Below are 18,351 nucleotides of genomic sequence, written 5' to 3'. Positions count from 1 at the left end.
CGTGCAGGAGGCCCTGACCAACGTCCTCAAGCACGCCGGCCCGCGCACCACCGTCGACCTGAGCTTGGCGGCCGACTCCTGCCGGGTCCACATCGTCGTGCACGACAGCGGTCCGCCCGACGACGAACCCGCGCCGGCGGCCAACCGACCTGAGCGCCGTTCTAACAGTCGTCTCAGGTCCGCTCGGTAAGAAGTCAGACATCGCCGCGCTCTACGGCGGCACGGTCAGCACCGGCCCTGCACCGGACGGCGGCTGGACCGTCCACGCGACCCTGAAAGGCAGCCATTCATGATCTCTGTGCTTGTGGTGGCCCAGCCGCTGCAGCGCTTCGGGTTTCGCATGCTGCTGGAGAGCACCCCCGACACCGCGATCGTCGGCGAGGCGGGAAACGGTGCCGAGGCCGTTCGGCGCACCACCGAGCTGCATCCCGACGTGGTGCTGATGGACATCCGCATGCCGGGCTTCGACGGGATCGAGGCCACCCGGCGCATCGTCGCCGCCGGTGGGCGTTCGCGGATCCTGGTGCTGACGACGTTCGACGTGGACCGGTACGCGCTCGCCGTGCTGCGTGCCGGGGCGAGCGGTTTCCTGCTCAAGGACACCCGCCCGGAGGAGCTGCTCGCCGGCATCCGGGCCGTCGCCGCCGGGGGCGCGGTGATCGCGCCGACGCTGACTCGGCGGCTGCTCGACGCGTTCGCCGACCGGCTCTACGGTGACCTCTGCGGGCCCGTGCGGGAGGATCCCCGGCTGGACTCCCTGACCGGCCGCGAGCGCGAGATCCTCGTCGCCATCGGCCACGGCCTCACCAACGGCGAGATCGCGCAACGGTTCACGCTGGCGGAGTCGACGGTGAAGACCCACGTCGGGCGGGTCCTCGCCAAGAGCGGCGCACGGGACCGGATCCAGGCCGTCATCCTCGCCTACGACCTGAGACTCACCCGGCCGATTTAGCGCTTCGTCTCGCGCGTCCGTCGGGGGCGCGACCTAGGGCCCTTCTGATGGATCTCCGCGGCGTCGCGACGCCCGGCACTCCCCCAAGCTCTTCGAGCAGGGGGGACCCCCACTCGCCGCACCGGGCACAGACCCAAGTACGTCCAGTACGCGGGCCTGTGCCCGGNNCATCAGAAGGGCCCTAGTTCCCAGCCGCACCGCACCGCACCGCTCCGTGCCGATCCGCTCCGTGTGCATGTGTCCCACCCCGCACAGACCTTCATGGGCTGCGGTACCGGGTCGTCGCACGCAGCGGGACGCCCGCGCTCTCGGCGAAGTTCAGATGCGCCCGCAGCACCCGCAGCGCGGCGAGGACCTCGTACGCCTCGTGGCGGGAGCCCAGCACCCTGGTGGTGCTGATCGCGGTCGCAGCGCTGTCCCACACAGTCATGCGCGGCATGAGCGGGTCCCGTCATCGTCGTCGTGTCCCCAACACCATGACGACGTCGTCCGCACCCCGGCAACAGGACTTGCGCGAACGGAAGTTCCCAGGTCGGTCGCCTGCTGCCGGGTACGGCACCAAGTGGCCGACCGCGACGTGTCGGTGGCGTAGCCTGACGGCCATGTTGCGCCGCCTACTTGACCTGCCGTGGATACACACGGCGTACGATCTGGCCATCGCGGCGGTGGTGGCGTACATGACCACCTACTACACCCAGGAGTACGACGGGGTCATCGGCTGGACGATGGCGCTGACGCTGGTGTTCCGCCGGCGTCGGCCGATGACGGTGATGGGTCTGGTCTCCGGACTCGCGCTGATCCAGTACCTGCTGGCCACGTACACGGAGCCGCAACTCACCGGGGCACCGGCCGGGTACGACGTGGCCGTGCTGGTCGCGATGGTGTCGGTGGTCACCCATGCCGAGCCGATGTGGCACACCTACACAGCGGGTGCGGCCGTTCTGGCGGGAGTGTTCGTCGGGTTCGGTGGCTTCACCCCGCCCGGCGCTGTCGATCAGGGCGGGGACTTTCTGGCATTCATCACCTTCGGCGGTATGAGCTCGGCCGTCTGGCTGACCGCGATGGTGCTGCGCACGCGCCGCCTGTACGTGGCCAGCATGGAGGCCAGGGCCGCCACGGCGGAACGGGAGCGCGAACACCTGGTGCGGCTCGCGGCCGCCGAGGAGCGTGCCGAGATCGCCAGGGAACTGCACGACGTGGTGGCCCACACGCTGGCGGTGATGATTCTGCAGGCCGACGGCGCGGGATACGCCCTCAAGACGGATGTCGGCAAGGCCGCCTCCGCGCTGCAGACCATCGCGGCCACCGGCCGTGACGCGCTCGATGACATGCACCGGATCGTGAAGGTGCTGCGCGCCGACCGCTCCGGCGGGCAGGAAAGGCCCGACGAGGCCGTCGGCCGCCGCACGGTCTCACTGGACGACCTCGAAACGGTGGCGGAGCGGGCCCGCGCCGCGGGACTCAAGGTGACCTTGACGGTCGAGGGCGCTCGAAGCCGGCTGCCGACCGCCGACGAACTGACGGTGTTCCGGCTCGTGCAGGAGAGCCTGACCAACGTGCTGCGGCACGCGGGACCCGGAGCACAGGTGACGATCACGCTGCGATTCGACAGGGACGTCGTGCTGATTCGTGTGATCGACGACGGAGCGGGCAAACTGGCGGGCCACGAGCCCGCATCCGGCGGGGGCGGTGGTGGTGGGAACGGTCTGGTCGGCATGCGAGAGCGCGTGGAGGTGTCCGGTGGCAGTTTCACCGCGGGACCCCGTCTGGGCGCCGGCTGGCAGGTCGACGCGGAGCTTCCGGTGAGGGCGACGGGATGAGTCAGGTGAACGGGCCGATCCGGGTGGTCGTGGTGGACGACCAGCCGTTGATCCGGGCGGGGTTCGCGATGGTGCTGGGCGCGCAGAGCGACATCACCGTCGTGGGCGAGGCCGAAAACGGCGCCGACGCCCTGCAGTTGCTGGCCGTCACCAAGGCGGACGTCGTCATCATGGACATCCGCATGCCCGTCATGGACGGGGTCGAAGCGACCCAGCGGCTCAGTCAACTCCCCGACGTGCCCAAGGTGTTGGTGCTCACCACGTTCGACACCGACGAGGACGCCTTCGCCGCGCTGCAGGCCGGAGCGAGTGGCTTCCTGCTGAAGAACACTCCCTCCGAGGAAGTCGTGGCGGCGATCCGCGTCCTGGCCGCCGGTGAATCCGTCGTGGCCCCGCGCGTCACCCGCAAGCTCCTGGACCGGTTCGCGGGCAAGCTGGCGCCTTCGTCCCGCCATGCCGAGCAGCTGGACATGCTGACGAAGCGCGAACGGGACGTCCTCGAACTGATAGCGGAGGGCCTGTCCAACAACGAGATCGCCGCCAGCCTCTTCATAGCGGAGGCGACCGTGAAGACCCATTTCGGGAACATCCTGACCAAGCTGGACCTCCGCGACCGGGTGCAGGCCGTGATCTTCGCCTACGACTCGGGAATCGCCCGAGCCTCCGGCTGACCGCCTGCCGGCGAGTCCGCCACCACCCGGCGCGGGCGGGACTGCGACCACGGTCGCAGTCCCGCCTCCCCTCCCGGTCGCAGTCGTGCGGCGCGAGGATCGGATTCTGAACCGATGTGCCGCGACGCCCTTTCTTCGAGAATTGCATCTGTTGGTCGACAAGCGCTCGACACATGACGCAGACACAATTCCTCGGAGGACATCATGGCTGTTTCCACATCGGTCCGAAAGAACAACGCGGTACGGTTCGGCGCCATCGCGGCAGCAATCGTCGTCGTGGCGGCAGTGGTCGCCGCAGGGCTCTGGTGGAAAGAGCGGAACGAGCCGAGCCAGGCGTCCAAGGCCGACTGCGCGATGGCGCAGAAGACCGTCGACGAGGCGCAGGAACTCCCCAGCGACAAGGCGGCCGTCGACAAGTGGGCCAAGAGCACGGCCGAGACGCGCAGGTCGGAGATGAAGGACGGGTATCTCGGCATGCGGATCTCGACGTACGAATACTGGGCGGCCGAGAACGCGAAGGGGAAGGGCACGCCCCCCAGTAACAAGGAAGTGGCCGAGCTGGCGGACAAGGCCAATGAGCACTGCTCGGACTCCGGCATCGAGCTCAAGTTCCCGCCGATAGCCTCCTGATACGAAACGCCACGGAAAGAAGAGTCGATCTCATGTCTATGGCGCGGGAACCGGGAATGTCTGTTATTGATGGCGCCGGTATCGACGGTGGCGAGCACATTGTCGCGGCGGAGAATCTGGTCAAGACCTACCAGCAGGGGCGGACGGAGATCAAGGCGCTGGACGGCGTGAGCGTCGGGTTCGCCCCCGCACGCTTCACCGCCATCGCCGGACCGTCGGGTTCGGGCAAGTCGACGCTGATGCACTGCCTGGCCGGCCTCGACACGGCCACCTCGGGCCGGATCACCCTGGGCGGCACAGAACTGACCGGGCTGTCCGACCGGGAGCTGACCCGGGTGCGGCGGGACAAGGTCGGCTTCGTCTTCCAGTCGTTCAACCTGCTGCCGCAACTGACGGCTCTGGAGAACATCGCACTGCCGGTCACCATGGCCGGCCGCCGGACCGACCACGACCTGCTGCAGCACATCGTCGGCCTGCTCGGCATCGGCAACCGGCTGTCCCACCGGCCCAGCGAACTCTCCGGCGGCCAGCAGCAACGAGTGGCGCTGGCCCGCGCCCTGGTGGCGCGGCCCGCAGTGGTCTTCGCCGACGAACCCACCGGCAACCTGGACTCGCAGTCGGGCACGGAGGTACTCGATTTCCTGCGGCGCTCCGTGCAGGACCTCGGCCAGACCGTGATCATGGTCACCCATGACCCGGGTGCCGCCGCCTACGCCGACCGCGTACTCATCCTGGCCGACGGACGTGTCGTCGAGGACCTCGCGACGTCCGGCACCGACATCACCCGCGCCATGCAGGTCAGGAGAAGCAACCGATGAAGATCTCCTGGCGTGCGAGCCTGCTCGGATCGCAACTGGCCGAACTGCTCCGGCGACCCGGCCGACTGATGACCACCGGTCTTTCGGTCTTCGTGTCCGCCTTCGTGGTGTTCGCCACGGTCATGGCACAGCAGATCACCATGGAAACCACCCTCGACCGCTTCCGCGGCACACCCGAGGCCGTCAGCCTGGTCGCGACCGCAGGCGACGAGTCGTCGACCGGCATCAGCAACGCCACGCTCAAGCGGATACGGGCGGTGCCCGGTGTGGCCGAGGCGGCCGGCCGCTCCGACGCGGGCGCACCGATCGCCGGTCCGTTCGAGCGTTATCTGCAGCTCCACGCGGACCCCGGAACCGGACCGCTGGCCCAGGCCACCCTGGTCAAAGGGGACTACCCCGACGGCCCCGGCGAGATAGCGGTCAACCGGCAGGCAGCCGAGCAACTGCAACTCGCCCCGGGGACCCGGGTTTCCCTGCTGGTCCCCGACCCCAAGGACGAGGAGGGGGTCGCGACCCTCAAGGTCGCCGTCAGGGTGACCGGTGTGGTGCGGAGCACCGCGACCTCCGAACAGGAGGCCGGCGGATACCTCAAGGACACGTACCTCGCTCGCACGGCGAAGGTGCCGGACTTCACGCGGGTGGACATCCGCGCCGAGAGCGGTGTCACGGAGGGCGAGCTGTCCCGACGCGTGCATGCCGTCCTCGGCAAGGCGCCCTCCGGCGGAACGGTCACGTCCGGCAGCGCGGTACGGGCCCAGGAAGCAGAAGAAGCCGTGAGCGGGGACCTCCGTGAGGTCTTCCGACTCATCTCCCTCTTCCTGGCCGTGGCGGTGGGGGCCGCGGCCCTGGTCACCACCTCGACGTTCCGTATCGTCTTCGCCCAGCGCCTGCGACAGCTGGCACTCCTGCGCTCCATCGGCGCCCCGCAGGGCCGGCTGGTGGCCGCGCTCGCGGTCGAGGGCTCCCTGGTGGGTGCGGTCGCGGGTGGGCTCGGGGTGGTGATGGCGCTGGGCGTCGGCCAATGCGTGCCGTGGGGCGCCCGCCTGCTCGCGGGACAGGAACTGTCCGCACCGGGCTTCCCCCTCCTGCAAGCCGTGCTGGTGGTCCTGGGAACCGTGCTGGTGACGGTCTGCGCGGTCCTCAGCCCCGCCCTGTCGGCGGCCAGGGTGTCACCACTGCAGGCGCTGCGCGCCGCCGGCACCGTGACGGGCGAACGCCGTATCAGCCCCGTCCGGCTGGCCGTCGGACTTCTTCTCACCGCCGCGGCCACGGCCCTCACCTGGCAACTGCTCGGCGATCTGCCGAAATCGGGCCAGAACGACTACGACCGCGGCTTCGCCATGGTGGTCACCGTCGCCGTGGCGGGCTTCGCCTTCCTGGCACTCATCGCCCTGGGCCCCCTCCTGGTCCGCCCCGTGCTGGCCGTGCTCAGCTGGCCGCTGCGCCTGTTCGGCCCCACCGGCAGGCTGGCCGTCAGCGGTGTCGGAGGCACACCACGGCGTGCCGCGTCCGTCTCGGTCGTCGTCGCGCTCGGCGTGGCCCTGGTGTCCGGAGCCCTGGTCTCCCTCGCCTGCCTGGACGGCTACATGCAGCGCGGCGCCGCCCTCACCGCCCCGGCCGACTTCGAGGTCGCGGCCGGCGAACAGGGCCTGGACGCCTCGGTGATCCGGCGGTTCGCCGCGTCACCTCATCTCACCCACGTCACCACCTACCGCAGCCTCACGACGACCATCGGGCCCAAGGCCGGTCGTCAGGAGATCCAGGTGACGGACGTCGATCTCACCGCCCTGCCCACCAGCGCACACATCGACACCGCCACGGGCTCCCTCGACGACCTGGGCCCGGGCAACGCCGTCGTCGCCTCGGGCCTCGCCGACCTCCTCGGAGTGCAGGCGGGCGACTCCTTCACCCTCCCGTCCCGCCGCGGCGGGATCCGGTTGACCGTGGCCGCCACACTGCCCGGCGAGGGCCCGCTCCTGTCGAACGTACTCGTCGCCCCCGCCGACCTCGACCGGATGGGCGCTTCCCGCACAGCGAACGGCATCCTCGCCGACGCCTCGGCCGGGGGTCTCACCGCCCGCGGTGAAGGGCAGCGGGCACTGGAGACCACGGTCCGTGAACACGTCTCCAAGCCCGACGACGTCAGCGTGAACGTTCTCGCGACGACCCGGGAGTCCAACCAGAGCGAACTTGAGATCATGCGTACCACTTCGCTCGGTCTCGTGGCCCTGACCGTCCTCATCGCGGTCGTCGGTGTCACCGTCACCACCAGCCTGACCGCGATCGAACGCACCGGTGAGTTCGGACTGCTGCGCGCGCTGGGCATGCGCGGCGGCGCACTGCGCCGGATCGTCACGCTGGAGGCCGGCCTGTACGGGGTCCTCGGCGGCGTTCTCGGCCTGGCTCTCGGTGTGCCCTGTGCCTGGCTGCTCATGCGCGTCGTCCTCACCACAGCGCCTCTGCGACTGCCGGCCGGACAACTCCTGGCTCTGGTCGCGGGACTGGCCGTACTCACCGCGGTCGCCGGCCTGCTGCCCGCCCGCCGCGCCGCCCGGACCTCCCCGATGTCCGCGCTGAGCAGCGGCCAATGAAACCGGAAAAGGGGCCTACTGCCGCCGGACCGAGTTTGCCGTATTCCACAAGCCGCTTGTGAAGCCGCTTGTGCCGACAGCGAGTCGAGGTAAATCATGATCTCCATGAGAGGTATCGGAAAGCCGAGTGCGGAACACAGCTTCGTCCTGCTGATCCGGGACGCGGACGTCGTCGGTACGGCTCTTCAGGCGGCCCTGGACGAGGCATCGCCCGAGGAGCGGCCGGGTCTGGAACGGGCTGTCGCACTCGCTCGGGCCGCCGCCACCGCGACCGACACCGAACTGCGCGCCCGCTGGGTGCGCTCGCGGCTGGATGCTGCCGGTTTCGCCGGGGACATCGCCTCGGTCGCGGCGGTCAAGGCGTTGCGTGGCGCCGAGCCGCGGCTCAGCCTGCTCGCGGCGGTGGAGTTGCAGAAGGCGGCCGTGGCCCACGCGGAGTGATCCTCGAAGTGATCCGGCACGCCAGGGAAGCCCAGGGGATGTTCCGGGCTTCCCTTCGGCGCGAGACGAGAAGGGGGGCCCGGCACCTCACGTACCGCCGTGTTTCACACAGGCGCCACGCGGCCCTTCCCTGACGTTTGTTGCTCTTGGAACACTCCTTGCGCGCACCTTCGGGCATGCGCAGGTCAGTCCGTCAGCCGCCCCGTACCCGTCAGGACGAGAGGTCACCCAGTCATGACCGAAGTGAATCGGCGCCGTTTTCTGCAACTCGCGGGCGGTACCGCGGCGTTCACCGCGCTGTCGGAAAGCATCGCCAAGGCCGCCGCGATCCCCGCGGGCCACCACCGCGGCACCATCGAGGACGTCGAGCACGTCGTCGTCCTCATGCAGGAGAACCGGTCCTTCGACCACTACTTCGGTGCGCTGCGGGGTGTCCGCGGTTTCGGCGACCCGCATCCGGTCGCGCTCGACAACGGCAAGTCCGTCTGGCACCAGTCGGACGGCACCAAGGACCTTCTGCCCTTCCGCCCGGAGGCCGACGACCTCGGCATGCAGTTCCTGGAGGGCCTGCCGCACAGCTGGCCCGACGGGCACGCCGCCTACAACGGCGGCAAGTACGACAAGTGGGTCCCCGCGAAGGGCGCCACGACCATGGCGTACCTGACGCGCGAGGACATCCCCTTCCACTACGCGCTCGCCGACACCTTCACGGTCTGCGACGCGTACCACTGCTCGTTCATCGGTTCCACGGACCCGAACCGCTACTACATGTGGACGGGGTTCACCGGCAACGACGGCAAGGGCGGCGGCCCCGTCCTCGGCAACGATGAGGCCGGCTACGACTGGACGACGTACCCCGAGCGCCTGGAGAAGGCCGGGATCTCCTGGAAGATCTACCAGGACATCGGCGACGGCCTGGACGCGGCCGGCTCCTGGGGCTGGATCCAGGACGCGTACCGCGGCAACTACGGCGACAACTCGCTGCTCTACTTCAACAAGTACCGGAACGCCAAGGCGGGCGACCCGCTCTACGACAAGGCCCGCACCGGCACGGACGCCCGCAAGGGCGAGGGCTACTTCGACGGGCTGCGGGCCGACGTCCTGGGCGGCAGGCTGCCGCAGGTCTCCTGGATCACCGCCCCCGAGGCGTTCTCCGAGCACTCCAACTGGCCTTCGAACTACGGCGCCTGGTACATCTCCCAGGTCCTGGAGGCGCTCACCGCCGACCCGAAGGTGTGGGCGAAGACGGCCCTGTTCATCACGTACGACGAGAACGACGGCTTCTTCGACCACCTCGTGCCGCCGTTGCCGCCGCGCTCCGCCGAGCAGGGCAAGTCCACCGTCGACGTCGGCCCGGACCTCTTCGCGGGCAGCCCGACCCATGTCGCAGGACCGTACGGTCTGGGCCCGCGGGTGCCGATGCTCGTCGTGTCGCCGTGGAGCAAGGGCGGTTATGTCTGCTCGGAGACCCTCGACCACACCTCGATCGTCCGGTTCCTGGAGCGCCGCTTCGGCGTCGAGGAGCCGAACATCTCGCCCTGGCGCCGGGCCATCTGCGGCGACCTGACCTCGGCGTTCGACTTCTCCCGCAAGGACAGCAGGCCGGCCGGCCTGCCGGACACCGACGCGTACGAGCCCCAGGACAACGACCGGCACCCGGACTACAAGCCGACCCCGCCCGCGAACCCCCGGCTGCCCAGGCAGGAGCGCGGTCTACGGCCCGCCCGCCCGCTCCGGTACGCGCCGCTGGTCGACGGCTCGGCGGACGCGAAGGCCGGGAAGTTCACGCTGACCTTCGCCTCGGGCAAGAAGGCCGGCGCCTCCTTCCACGTGACCTCCGGGAACCGCACCGACGGTCCCTGGACCTACACCACCGAGGCGGGCAAGAGCGTCTCGGACACCTGGAACTCCGCGAACTCGAACGGCTCGGACGGCTCGTACGACCTGACCGTGCACGGGCCCAACGGATTCGTCCGCGTCTTCAAGGGCCCCGGTAAGGCCGCCGGACCCGAGGTCACCGCCCGCCACGACGGGGACGACGTCGAGCTGGCCTTCACCAACAAGGGCACCCGCACGGTCGGCCTCAGGCTCACCAGCGGCTACGGCGGCAGGCCCAGGTCGTTCAAGGTGCGGCCCGGCGCGACCGTGCGGCACACCGTGGACCTGCGCGCGAGCAGGCGCTGGTACGACCTCACCGTCACGTCCGACGCGGACGGTTCGTTCCTGCGCCGCTTCGCCGGGCACGTCGAGAACGGCCGGGTGGGTGTCAGCGACCCCGCGATCGCGACGGCGTAGGGGATGCGACACGGCACGGAAGATGCGATGAGTCCCACATCGACCGGACTGGTCATGTACCTGCGGGCCCGGGGTAGTGTGCCCCGGTGACCACGCATTCGAACACACCTGCAGGCTGGTATCCGGATCCGCAGGGCGCGCCCCAGACCCTGCGCTACTGGGACGGCGCCCAGTGGACCGAGCACACCAACCAGGACCAGCAGCAGGCCCAGCCTGTTCAGCAGCAGGTACCGCAGCAGGCGGCGGGTTTCGATCCGCGCGTCCAGCAGCAGGTGCAGCAGCGGGCCGGTGTGGCGCCCAACACGGCCGGTGGCGGCACCCTGTTCACCGAGCCGGTCCTGGTGGTGAACCAGAAGGCCAAGCTGATCGAGCTGACCAACGAGTACAAGGTCATGGACCAGCAGGGCAACCCGCTCGGCTCGGTCGTCCAGGTCGGACAGAGCACCCTGAAGAAGGCGCTGCGCTTCTTCGCCAGCCTCGACCAGTTCATGACGCACAAGCTGGAGATCCGTGACGCGCACGGTCAGCCGCAGCTGCTGCTGACCAGGCCCCGGAAGTTCCTGAAGTCCCGGGTGCTCGTGGCGCGTGCGGACGGTACGCCGGTCGGTGAGATCGCCCAGCAGAACATGTTCGGGAAGATCAACTTCGCGATCAAGGTCGACGGACAGCAGGTCGGCGCGGTCAAGGCGGAGAACTGGCGTGCCTGGAACTTCGCGATCGTCGACCACGCCGACAACGAGGTCGCCCGGATCACCAAGACCTGGGAAGGCCTCGCGAAGACGATGTTCACCACCGCGGACAACTACGTCCTGCAGATCCACTTCCAGCTTCCCGAGCCCCTGCTGAGCCTCGTGGTGGCGACGGCGCTCACCGTCGACACGGCGCTCAAGCAGGACAAGCGCGGCCTGGGCTGACCCGTCGGTTCACCTGCGGTAGAAGGAGGGCGGTCGCGGACATCCGCGACCGCCCTCCCCGCATGTCCGTCCGCGGTGGTCCTACAGCGGGGTGAGATGCCCCGGCTTCGGCTGCTTCGGCTGCCGCGGCAACCGCGGCAGCAACGCACGCTCGTACGCGGCCGATCCGCGTTCCAGCGCGAGCACCGCGGCCACCGGATGCGCCTCCTCGCCCGGCGAATCCGCCGGAGAGCCCCGTAGGGGTGCGGCGGCGGGTGCGGCCACCGGCTCCGGTGCGGGCAGGGACAGGGGCCCGGGTGAGGAACGCGACAGCGTCACCACGCCCCAGCCCGCGACCGCCGCTCCGGCCCCGGCCAGCAGCAGCCCCACCGCCCCGCCCTGCAGCCGCTCGCCGAGCAGCGAGAGCCCGATCACCACGGCGGCGACCGGATTGGCCAGCGTCACCACCGCGAGCGGCGCGCCGAGTCCGCCCTTGTACGCGGTCTGCGACAGCAGCAGCCCCGCCGCGGCGAAGGCCGCGACCAGCACGGCCACCACGATCACCTGCCCGCTGAGCAGCGGACCCGAGCGGTCCGTCGCGGCGACCGTGACGGTCTGGGTGAGCGCGGAGGCGACACCGGAGGCGACCCCGGAGGCGGACGCGTGCCGCAGCCCCGGGCGTGTGCCGGGGCGGGCCAGTACGCCGATGAGTACCGCGGTGGTGCCCGTAACGGTCAGCGCCTGCGAAACGCTCAGCACGTCGTCGGGCGCGGGCCCGGACGCCGTGACGAGCAGGGCGGCGAGCCCGGCCAGCGTCAGTGCCGTACCGCGCCACTCGACCGCGGTGACCCGCCGTCCCGCCAGCCGCGCGCCCAGCGGCACCGCGGCGACCAGGGTGAGCGCGCCGAGCGGCTGGACGAGGGTGAGGGTCCCGTACTTGAGGGCGGCCACGTGCAGGAGCGCCGCCCCCGCGTTGAGACCGACCGACCACCACCAGGCGCCGCGGCCCAGCAGGCGCAGCACCCCGGAGTCCGCGGTCCTGGAGGCCAGCCGTTCCTGCGCCACGGCCGCGGCCGCGTATGCGACGGCGGAGAACAGCGACAGGACGACGGCGACGAGGGTCGCGCTCATCGCCGGGCTCCCACGAGCCGCGGCGCTCCGACGAGGTCGGGTGCTTCCGGCACGTCGGGTGCGGCCCGTCCGCCCGGCGTCGCGGGTACGGAGCCGCCGACGTCCTCGCGTTCCTGGCCGGACCCGCCGGTCGCCGCCGGCAGGTGGGGCGGGCGGACGACGGCGAGGACGACACCGAGGACGGCCGCCGCCACGATCGAGTCGAGCCAGTAGTGGTTCGCCGTACCGACGATCACCAGCAGGGTCAGCAGCGGATGCAGCAGCCAGAGCAGGCGCCACCGGGAGCGGGTCGCGACGATGAGGCCGATGGCGACCATCAGGGCCCAGCCGAAGTGCAGCGACGGCATCGCCGCGAACTGGTTCGAGAGCGAGTCCGTCTTGGGCGAGGCGCCGTACACCGTGGGTCCGTACACCTGCCCGGTGTCCACGAGGCCCGTCGCGGCGAGCATGCGCGGCGGGGCGAGCGGGAAGGTGAGATGCACCACCAGGGCCGCCGCGGTCACCGCGGCGAGGACCCGGCGGGCCCACACGTAGTGCCCGGGACGGCGCAGGTAGAGCCAGATCAGGAAGGCCGCCGTGGCGGGGAAGTGGACGGTCGCGTAATAGGTGTTGACGACATGTACGAGGGTGTCGCCGTGCAGCGTCACGGACTGTACGGAGCCTTCGCCCGGCAGGTGCAGGAACCGTTCCAGGTCCCACACGCGGTGCGCGTTGCCGAAGGCCTCGGCGGTGTGGCCGGTGGCCAGCTGCCGGCCGAGCTTGTAGACGAGGAAGAGACCCGCGACGAGCAGGACCTCACGGACGAGAGGTGGCCGCGGTATCGCGGCGGAACCCTTTGGTGCAGGCTCGGTTGGGCGTTCCATCCCCCGGCCCCTTTGCTTGACGGTCTCACGTGTGCTGATGCGTGGTGAGCCCAGGAGTGGATCCACTCGACAGAGGGGTGGGTCCTGTCCAAGGCTCATCGATACGCCAGTGTACCGATACGAAGCCGTTCCGGTACACTGGCGTATCGATAGGGTGCCCAGTGTGCCGGGAACCACACAGGGAAACCGCCGGGACGAGCGAGGGGAGCGCCATGACGTCGCAGGCAGCGGAGGAACCGGAGACGGTCGCCGCCTCTCGCCGCTCCAAGATCACGCCCGAGCGTGAGCAGGAGTTCTTCGACGCCGTGCTCGACCAGGTCCGCTCGTGCGGCTACGACGCGCTGACCATGGAGGGCGTCGCCGCCACCACCCGGTGCAGCAAGTCCACGCTCTACCGGCAGTGGAAGACGAAGCCGCAGTTCGTGGCGGCGGCGCTGCGCGCCAACCACTGCCCCAAGTTCATCGGCATCGACACCGGCTCACTCGCGGGCGACCTGCGCGCGGTCGCGCGCACGGCGGGCGAGCGGTCCGACGAGGACACCCGGCTGCTGCAGGCGCTCGGGCCGTCCATGACACAGGACGACGAACTGAAACGCGCGCTGCGCGAGGCCCTGGTGAAGCCCGAACTCGACGCGCTCGGGGCGATGATCGGGCGCGCGGTCGAGCGGGGAGAGATCGCGGCCGACCTTCCGGTGCTGGAGTTCCTGCCGGCGCAACTGCTCGGCGTGCTGCGCGTCCGTCCCCTCCTGGAGGGGCGGCCGGCCGACACGGACTATCTCCTGCGCTTCGTCGAAGTGGCCCTGCTGCCCGCGCTCGGGCTGTCGGAGGCCCCCTGTACCCAGGCGCCGTCCACGGGATGACTGGACGGTGACCTGCTCGCGCCGCACCGTGGGGACGGGGGCGGCGCGCACCCCGCGGCCGGACGGGGCTCCTCTTGAGCGGAGAGGTGCCCCGTCCGGCCGACCGGTGCCGGGACCGGTGTCGGGACCGGTGCCGGAACTGATGTCGGGACTGCAGTACGTCCTGGACGTACGTCCTACACGTCCTGGCCGTTGCCGCCGCCTGCGGACTTCTTGATCCCCTTCGTGATGTCGTCGATCACGGACTGCCCGGGCGACCCGGACCCGACGTCGACACCGAAGCGCACGACGACGAGCTGTTTGGCGTTGGCCGGCGCGGGAAAGACCAGCGACTCGACGTAGCCGTCGGCGCCCTTGCTCGTGACGACCTTCCAGCGGACCGCGTAGCCCTTCTGCCCGGCCACGGTGACGGCCTTGGAGGAGAGCTCGTCGTGCGAGGTGATCTTGCCGTAGCTCTTGCCGCCGTAGGATTCCTCGGCGTTCTTGGAGATGTCCTCCTTGGCGGCGGCCTCGACGGTGGTGGCCTTCAGCTCCAGGGCGAGCGCGGGAACGGAGTAGGCGCCGCCCCGGGTGCAGGTCGCCGAGGCGTCGCCGGGGCACTTGTAGGAGTCCTTGGACGTCACCTGGGCGCCCACCTGGATGGTCTCGCCGCTCCAGTCGTCGGGCACGGGCAGGCTGATGCCGTTGACGGGGTCGGCGGCGAAGCCCTTCTCCTGCTGCGGTTGCGGGATCGCGCTCTCGCCGCCGTCCTGGCCGCCGGGACCGCCCTGGCCGCCACCGTCCTGCCCCTGCGGGCCGCCCGACTGTGTCGGCGTCGGCTGGGCGTTGCTCTGTTCCGCGCTGCTCGAACCGTCGTCGTCGGTCAGCGCGTACACACCGCCGCCGATGCCCGCGAGCACCGCGACGGCGGCGGCGACGGCTATCGCCGTACGCACTCCGCGCCGGGGCCCGCCCGGGCTCGCGCCCGGATACGGTGCGCCCGGCGCGTACGCCGGGGGGTCCCATGCGGCGGCCGACTCCGCGGGGCGGGTCTGGTCCGTCCATGTCCTGCCGTCCCACCAGCGCTGCGTGGCGGGACCGTCACTTGTCTGCCCGGGATCGGGATACCAGCCGGGGGGAGTCGCCTGCGTCATGGGTCCACCGTATGAGGTGTGGGTGAAAGCAGTATGAGAGGACCCCGTTTCAAGTCACGCGAGCGGCGGACGCACCTGCTGTTCCGCGCTTTCGCGTCCTGACGACGCCCCGCGGTGATCCCTCGCGAGGGGGCCGAAAGTTTCTTTCACATCATGCTTGTTGACGGTCGAAAACTTTCACCCGTGCTGGTCGACGGCTCGGTCCGTCGCCTCCGGTCCTCCGCCGTCACCCGTGGCGGCAACAGGTGTCCCGACCAGGCTCCATCGCGCCTTGTGGAGGGCTACGCTCAAGGTCTGTACGCCGTTCGGGTGACCTGGGGAGGTAGCGGGATGACGGAGGTACGGCCGGGTGCGGCCGCCTCGGCACCGCTCTGGGAGCGCGACACGGAACTCGCCGCGGTCGCGGAGGCGGTCGACGCCCTGAGCGCCGGCTCCGCCGCGGGCCGCCTGCTGGTGTTCACCGGCGAGGCGGGCCTCGGCAAGACCGCGTTGCTCGCCCGGGTCCGCGCCGTCGCGGAGGGCCGCTGCACGGTGTGGTCGGCCCGTGGCGGCGAGACCATCACGTCCGTACCGTTCAACGTCGTCCGGCAGTTGCTGCAGCCCGCGCTCGTGGCGCTGATGCCCGACGAGGCCCGCGAGTACTTCGGCGACTGGTACGACATCGCGGGACCCGCACTCGGGATCGCCGAGCCGGGCGCGCGCCAGGCCGACCCGCAGGGCGTGTGCGACGGACTGGTCGCCGCCGTGCGCAGGCTCGCCCGGCGCGAGTGGCCGCTGGTGCTGATCATCGGCGACGCCCACTGGGCCGACCAGGAGACCCTGCACTGGCTGGCGGCCTTCGCCGAGCGCCTCGACGATTCTCCCGTCCTCGTCGTGGTCGCCCGCCGCCCCGGGGACGCCACCGGCGAGAGCGCCCGCCACCTCGACACGCTCGACGCGCTGGCCCGCCCGATGCCCGGTCTGCGCGCGCTGAGCCCGGAGGCCACGGCAGGACTCACCCGCGCCACGCTCGGCGAACACGCCGACACCCCGTTCTGCCGCGAGGTCTGGGCGGTCACCGGCGGCAACCCCTACGACACCGTGGAACTCCTCGCCAAGGTCCAGGACAGCGCACTCGAACCCGTCGAGAGCTCGGCCGGCGAACTGCGCGCCCTGAACCGCGCGGCGCGTGGCCGCGGACTGGTCGACCGGCTGGAGGGCCTCGGCGTCGACGCCACCAAGTTCGCCTGGGCGGCCGCCATCCTCGGTACGCAGATCTCCGTACGTCTGGCGGCCGAACTGGCCGGAATACAGCGGGACGAGGCGGAGCGCTGTGTGGCGCGGCTGAGCGCGGCCCGCATCCTCACCGGCACCGACCGGACGCCCGGCCAACCGGACGACGGTGAGCTGGAGTTCGTCCACCCGCTCATCGCCACCGCCGTCTACCGCTCGATCCCGGACGCGCTGCGCACCGCGATGCACGGCGTGGCCGCCTCGGTCGTCACCGCGTCGGGGCTCGGCGCCGCCGCGGCCTCCCGCCATCTGCTGGAGGTCCATCCGGACGACGACCCCGAACTCGTCGAACAGATGCGGGAGGCCGCCCGCGAGCACCTCGCCGTCGGCGCACCGGACGCGGCCCGCCGATGCCTGGAGCGCGCCCTGCTGGAACCGCCGCTCCCGGAGGTCCACGCGCGCGTGCTCTACGAACTGGGCTGCGCCACGCTGCTCACCTCGCCCGCGACCACCATCGGGTACCTGCGGCAGGCGCTCACGGTGCACGGCCTGGCGGAGGAGCTGCGGGTCGACGCGGTCTGCCGGCTGTCCTCGGCGCTCGTCCACAACGACCAGCTGGAGGCGGCCGTCGCCACGGTCGACGCGGAGGCGGACCGGCTCGACGCAGGGCCCGAGCGGATGCGGCTGCAGGCCGTGCACTACATGTGGGAGGGCATCCACGCGGGCGAGGAGGACGCGCCCGGCCGCTCCCGCCGGCTGGCCCGGCTCGTGCAGCCGCTCACCGGGCGCGACAACTCCGAGCGCGCCCTGCTCATCCTGCGCGCCTTCGACGCCATGACCCGCGGGGAGAACGCCGAGGAGGTCGTCGAGCTCTGCGACCGCGCGCTCGTCAACGGCCGGCTCGCGCCGGGCCTCGGCTGGACCGACACCGAGTGGAGCTTCGAGCTCCTCATGATGCTCGGCATCTCGTACACCTACGCCGACCGCCTCGACCGTGCGGAGAGCCTCTTCGCGGAGGCCCGCAGCAGCTACGAGTCCGCCGGCTGGAGCGGTGGCCATCTGGCCCTCGCGCACGCCTTCGGCGGGTACGTGCTCCGCAGACGGGGCCGCCTCAGAGAAGCGGAGGCGGCCCTGCGCGAGGCACTGCGGCTCGCCGACCGGGTGGGCCACGGACTGCCGATGCACTGGTCCGCGGCGTGCATGCTCATCGACACCCTGCTCGCCCGCGGCCATGTCGGCGAGGCCGAGGAGATCGCCGAGCGGTACGCGTTCGAGCCGCCCCACCCGTCGACGATCGTGCTGCCGGACACCCACTCGATACGGGGCCGCCTGCTCATCGCGGCCGGCCGCGTCGAGGACGGCGTGCACGAGCTGGAGAGCGCCGAGAAGATGTCCGAGTCCCGCGGCGGCCACAACACCGTGATGGCGCCCTGGGCGGGCGACCTCGCCCGTGCCCTCGCGGCCACGGACCCGCGACGCGCCATGGAGGTGGCCGCCGACGCCCGTATCCAGGCCGAGCGCTTCGGCACCGACACGGCCATCGGGGAGGCGCTGCGCTGCGCCGCCGCCCTGGAGACCGGCCGGCGCTCGGTCGCACTCCACGCCCAGGCGGTCACATACCTGGAAGCGTCGCCCTGCGCCTACGAACACGCGGCGGCCCGAGTCGACTACGGCATCGCCTCCCGCTCCACCACGGAGATCAACCGCGGCCTGACCCTGGCCATCGCCTGCGGCGCAGACACCTTGGCAACCAGGGCCCGCAAGGCCTTGGCGCCCCGTTAGGGCCCTTCTGATGGATCTCCGCGGCGTCGCGACGCCCGGCACGCTCCCCCAAGCTCTTCGAGCAGGGGGGACCCCCACTCGCCGCACCGGGCACAGACCCAAGTACGTCCAGTACGCGGGCCTGTGCCCGGCACGCCGAGAGCACGCACCGGACGCCGCTCCTTCCCCACGGAGATCCATCAGAAGGGCCCTAGGCGGCGGGCTGTGACATACCGGCACGCCCCCGCCCGGTCGTGTCGCGGCTGCGGGGAGTGCCTCA

Annotated in this window: 16 protein-coding genes; 12 read left to right on the top strand and 4 right to left on the bottom strand. The window is 70.9% G+C overall.

Annotated features, from left to right (window positions below; translation table 11 throughout):
• Position 1: 1 nt before the first annotated feature.
• The gene (locus AOK01_RS46505) at positions 2 to 190 is read left to right on the top strand and encodes an ATP-binding protein (RefSeq protein WP_055510815.1); all 189 of its coding nucleotides are present in this window, start codon (positions 2 to 4) and stop codon (positions 188 to 190) included.
• Between the two features lie 99 nt (positions 191 to 289).
• Positions 290 to 952 (top strand): response regulator, encoded by a 663-nt coding sequence (locus AOK01_RS11205; RefSeq protein ID WP_055510814.1) that lies wholly within the window; start codon positions 290 to 292, stop codon positions 950 to 952.
• A gap of 259 nt (positions 953 to 1,211) precedes the next feature.
• Here AOK01_RS11205 and AOK01_RS42570 read toward each other — a convergent pair whose 3' ends face one another.
• A complete protein-coding gene (locus AOK01_RS42570) occupies positions 1,212 to 1,391 on the bottom strand; it encodes a hypothetical protein (RefSeq protein ID WP_055510813.1) in 180 nt (59 codons plus the stop codon).
• Between the two features lie 163 nt (positions 1,392 to 1,554).
• Here AOK01_RS42570 and AOK01_RS11195 point away from each other — a divergent pair, with 163 nt between their 5' ends.
• The 8 genes from AOK01_RS11195 (at position 1,555) to AOK01_RS11160 (ending at position 11,132) form a co-directional block, all read left to right on the top strand.
• The gene (locus AOK01_RS11195) at positions 1,555 to 2,772 is read left to right on the top strand and encodes a sensor histidine kinase (protein WP_055510812.1); all 1,218 of its coding nucleotides are present in this window, start codon (positions 1,555 to 1,557) and stop codon (positions 2,770 to 2,772) included.
• Entirely contained in the window at positions 2,769 to 3,443 is a 675-nt protein-coding gene (locus AOK01_RS11190) for a response regulator (RefSeq protein WP_055510811.1), read from the top strand. Before AOK01_RS11195 ends, AOK01_RS11190 begins: the two co-directional genes overlap by 4 nt.
• 204 nt (positions 3,444 to 3,647) lie before the next feature.
• Positions 3,648 to 4,073: a hypothetical protein gene (locus AOK01_RS11185; RefSeq protein WP_055510810.1), complete on the top strand. Its 426-nt coding sequence runs from the start codon at positions 3,648 to 3,650 to the stop codon at positions 4,071 to 4,073.
• Positions 4,074 to 4,129: 56 nt separating this feature from the next.
• The gene (locus AOK01_RS11180; protein WP_055510809.1) at positions 4,130 to 4,891 is read left to right on the top strand and encodes an ABC transporter ATP-binding protein; all 762 of its coding nucleotides are present in this window, start codon (positions 4,130 to 4,132) and stop codon (positions 4,889 to 4,891) included.
• Positions 4,888 to 7,482 carry an FtsX-like permease family protein gene (locus AOK01_RS11175; RefSeq protein ID WP_055510808.1) on the top strand — a complete coding sequence of 865 codons (2,595 nt, stop codon included), beginning with the start codon at positions 4,888 to 4,890 and terminating at the stop codon, positions 7,480 to 7,482. The genes AOK01_RS11180 and AOK01_RS11175 overlap by 4 nt, the downstream gene beginning before the upstream one ends.
• A gap of 105 nt (positions 7,483 to 7,587) precedes the next feature.
• Entirely contained in the window at positions 7,588 to 7,923 is a 336-nt protein-coding gene (locus tag AOK01_RS11170) for a hypothetical protein (RefSeq protein WP_055510823.1), read from the top strand.
• Positions 7,924 to 8,157: 234 nt separating this feature from the next.
• Complete coding sequence (locus AOK01_RS11165; RefSeq protein WP_055510807.1) at positions 8,158 to 10,218, top strand: phosphocholine-specific phospholipase C; 2,061 nt, start codon at positions 8,158 to 8,160, stop codon at positions 10,216 to 10,218.
• Between the two features lie 86 nt (positions 10,219 to 10,304).
• On the top strand, positions 10,305 to 11,132 hold the full coding sequence (locus AOK01_RS11160; protein WP_055510806.1) for an LURP-one-related family protein: 828 nt from the start codon (positions 10,305 to 10,307) through the stop codon (positions 11,130 to 11,132).
• Between the two features lie 81 nt (positions 11,133 to 11,213).
• Here AOK01_RS11160 and AOK01_RS11155 read toward each other — a convergent pair whose 3' ends face one another.
• Together AOK01_RS11155 and AOK01_RS11150 are read right to left on the bottom strand one after the other, a co-directional pair.
• Entirely contained in the window at positions 11,214 to 12,242 is a 1,029-nt protein-coding gene (locus AOK01_RS11155) for a DMT family transporter (protein ID WP_055510805.1), read from the bottom strand.
• Complete coding sequence (locus AOK01_RS11150; protein WP_079103330.1) at positions 12,239 to 13,105, bottom strand: phosphatase PAP2 family protein; 867 nt, start codon at positions 13,103 to 13,105, stop codon at positions 12,239 to 12,241. Before AOK01_RS11150 ends, AOK01_RS11155 begins: the two co-directional genes overlap by 4 nt.
• Positions 13,106 to 13,317: 212 nt before the next feature.
• Between AOK01_RS11150 and AOK01_RS11145 the strand changes: the two genes are divergently transcribed.
• Positions 13,318 to 13,965, top strand: a complete 648-nt coding sequence (locus AOK01_RS11145) for a TetR/AcrR family transcriptional regulator (protein WP_055510804.1) — start codon at positions 13,318 to 13,320, stop codon at positions 13,963 to 13,965.
• Positions 13,966 to 14,141: 176 nt separating this feature from the next.
• Here AOK01_RS11145 and AOK01_RS11140 read toward each other — a convergent pair whose 3' ends face one another.
• On the bottom strand, positions 14,142 to 15,098 hold the full coding sequence (locus AOK01_RS11140) for a DUF2510 domain-containing protein (RefSeq protein ID WP_055510803.1): 957 nt from the start codon (positions 15,096 to 15,098) through the stop codon (positions 14,142 to 14,144).
• A gap of 330 nt (positions 15,099 to 15,428) precedes the next feature.
• Here AOK01_RS11140 and AOK01_RS11135 point away from each other — a divergent pair, with 330 nt between their 5' ends.
• Positions 15,429 to 18,092, top strand: a complete 2,664-nt coding sequence (locus tag AOK01_RS11135; protein ID WP_055510802.1) for an ATP-binding protein — start codon at positions 15,429 to 15,431, stop codon at positions 18,090 to 18,092.
• Positions 18,093 to 18,351 lie beyond the last annotated feature (259 nt).

The sequence above is a fragment of the Streptomyces aurantiacus genome, assembly GCF_001418335.1.
Taxonomy (GTDB): Bacteria; Actinomycetota; Actinomycetes; order Streptomycetales; family Streptomycetaceae; genus Streptomyces; species Streptomyces aurantiacus.
Note: the sequence above shows the minus strand (reverse complement) of the source record. Positions and strands in the feature narration are given on the sequence as shown.

Bases quoted from the DNA above. Each gene is read 5' to 3' on its own strand.
- AOK01_RS11135 (WP_055510802.1), top strand. From the start codon at position 15,429: ATGACGGAGGTACGGCCGGGTGCGGCCGCCTCGGCACCGCTCTGGGAG.
- AOK01_RS11150 (WP_079103330.1), bottom strand. From the start codon at position 13,105: ATGGAACGCCCAACCGAGCCTGCACCAAAGGGTTCCGCCGCGATACCG.
- AOK01_RS11195 (WP_055510812.1), top strand. From the start codon at position 1,555: ATGTTGCGCCGCCTACTTGACCTGCCGTGGATACACACGGCGTACGAT.
- AOK01_RS11165 (WP_055510807.1), top strand. From the start codon at position 8,158: ATGACCGAAGTGAATCGGCGCCGTTTTCTGCAACTCGCGGGCGGTACC.
- AOK01_RS11140 (WP_055510803.1), bottom strand. From the start codon at position 15,098: ATGACGCAGGCGACTCCCCCCGGCTGGTATCCCGATCCCGGGCAGACA.
- AOK01_RS42570 (WP_055510813.1), bottom strand. From the start codon at position 1,391: ATGCCGCGCATGACTGTGTGGGACAGCGCTGCGACCGCGATCAGCACC.
- AOK01_RS11170 (WP_055510823.1), top strand. From the start codon at position 7,588: ATGAGAGGTATCGGAAAGCCGAGTGCGGAACACAGCTTCGTCCTGCTG.
- AOK01_RS11155 (WP_055510805.1), bottom strand. From the start codon at position 12,242: ATGAGCGCGACCCTCGTCGCCGTCGTCCTGTCGCTGTTCTCCGCCGTC.
- AOK01_RS11185 (WP_055510810.1), top strand. From the start codon at position 3,648: ATGGCTGTTTCCACATCGGTCCGAAAGAACAACGCGGTACGGTTCGGC.
- AOK01_RS11175 (WP_055510808.1), top strand. From the start codon at position 4,888: ATGAAGATCTCCTGGCGTGCGAGCCTGCTCGGATCGCAACTGGCCGAA.
- AOK01_RS11205 (WP_055510814.1), top strand. From the start codon at position 290: ATGATCTCTGTGCTTGTGGTGGCCCAGCCGCTGCAGCGCTTCGGGTTT.
- AOK01_RS11190 (WP_055510811.1), top strand. From the start codon at position 2,769: ATGAGTCAGGTGAACGGGCCGATCCGGGTGGTCGTGGTGGACGACCAG.
- AOK01_RS11180 (WP_055510809.1), top strand. From the start codon at position 4,130: ATGTCTGTTATTGATGGCGCCGGTATCGACGGTGGCGAGCACATTGTC.
- AOK01_RS11145 (WP_055510804.1), top strand. From the start codon at position 13,318: ATGACGTCGCAGGCAGCGGAGGAACCGGAGACGGTCGCCGCCTCTCGC.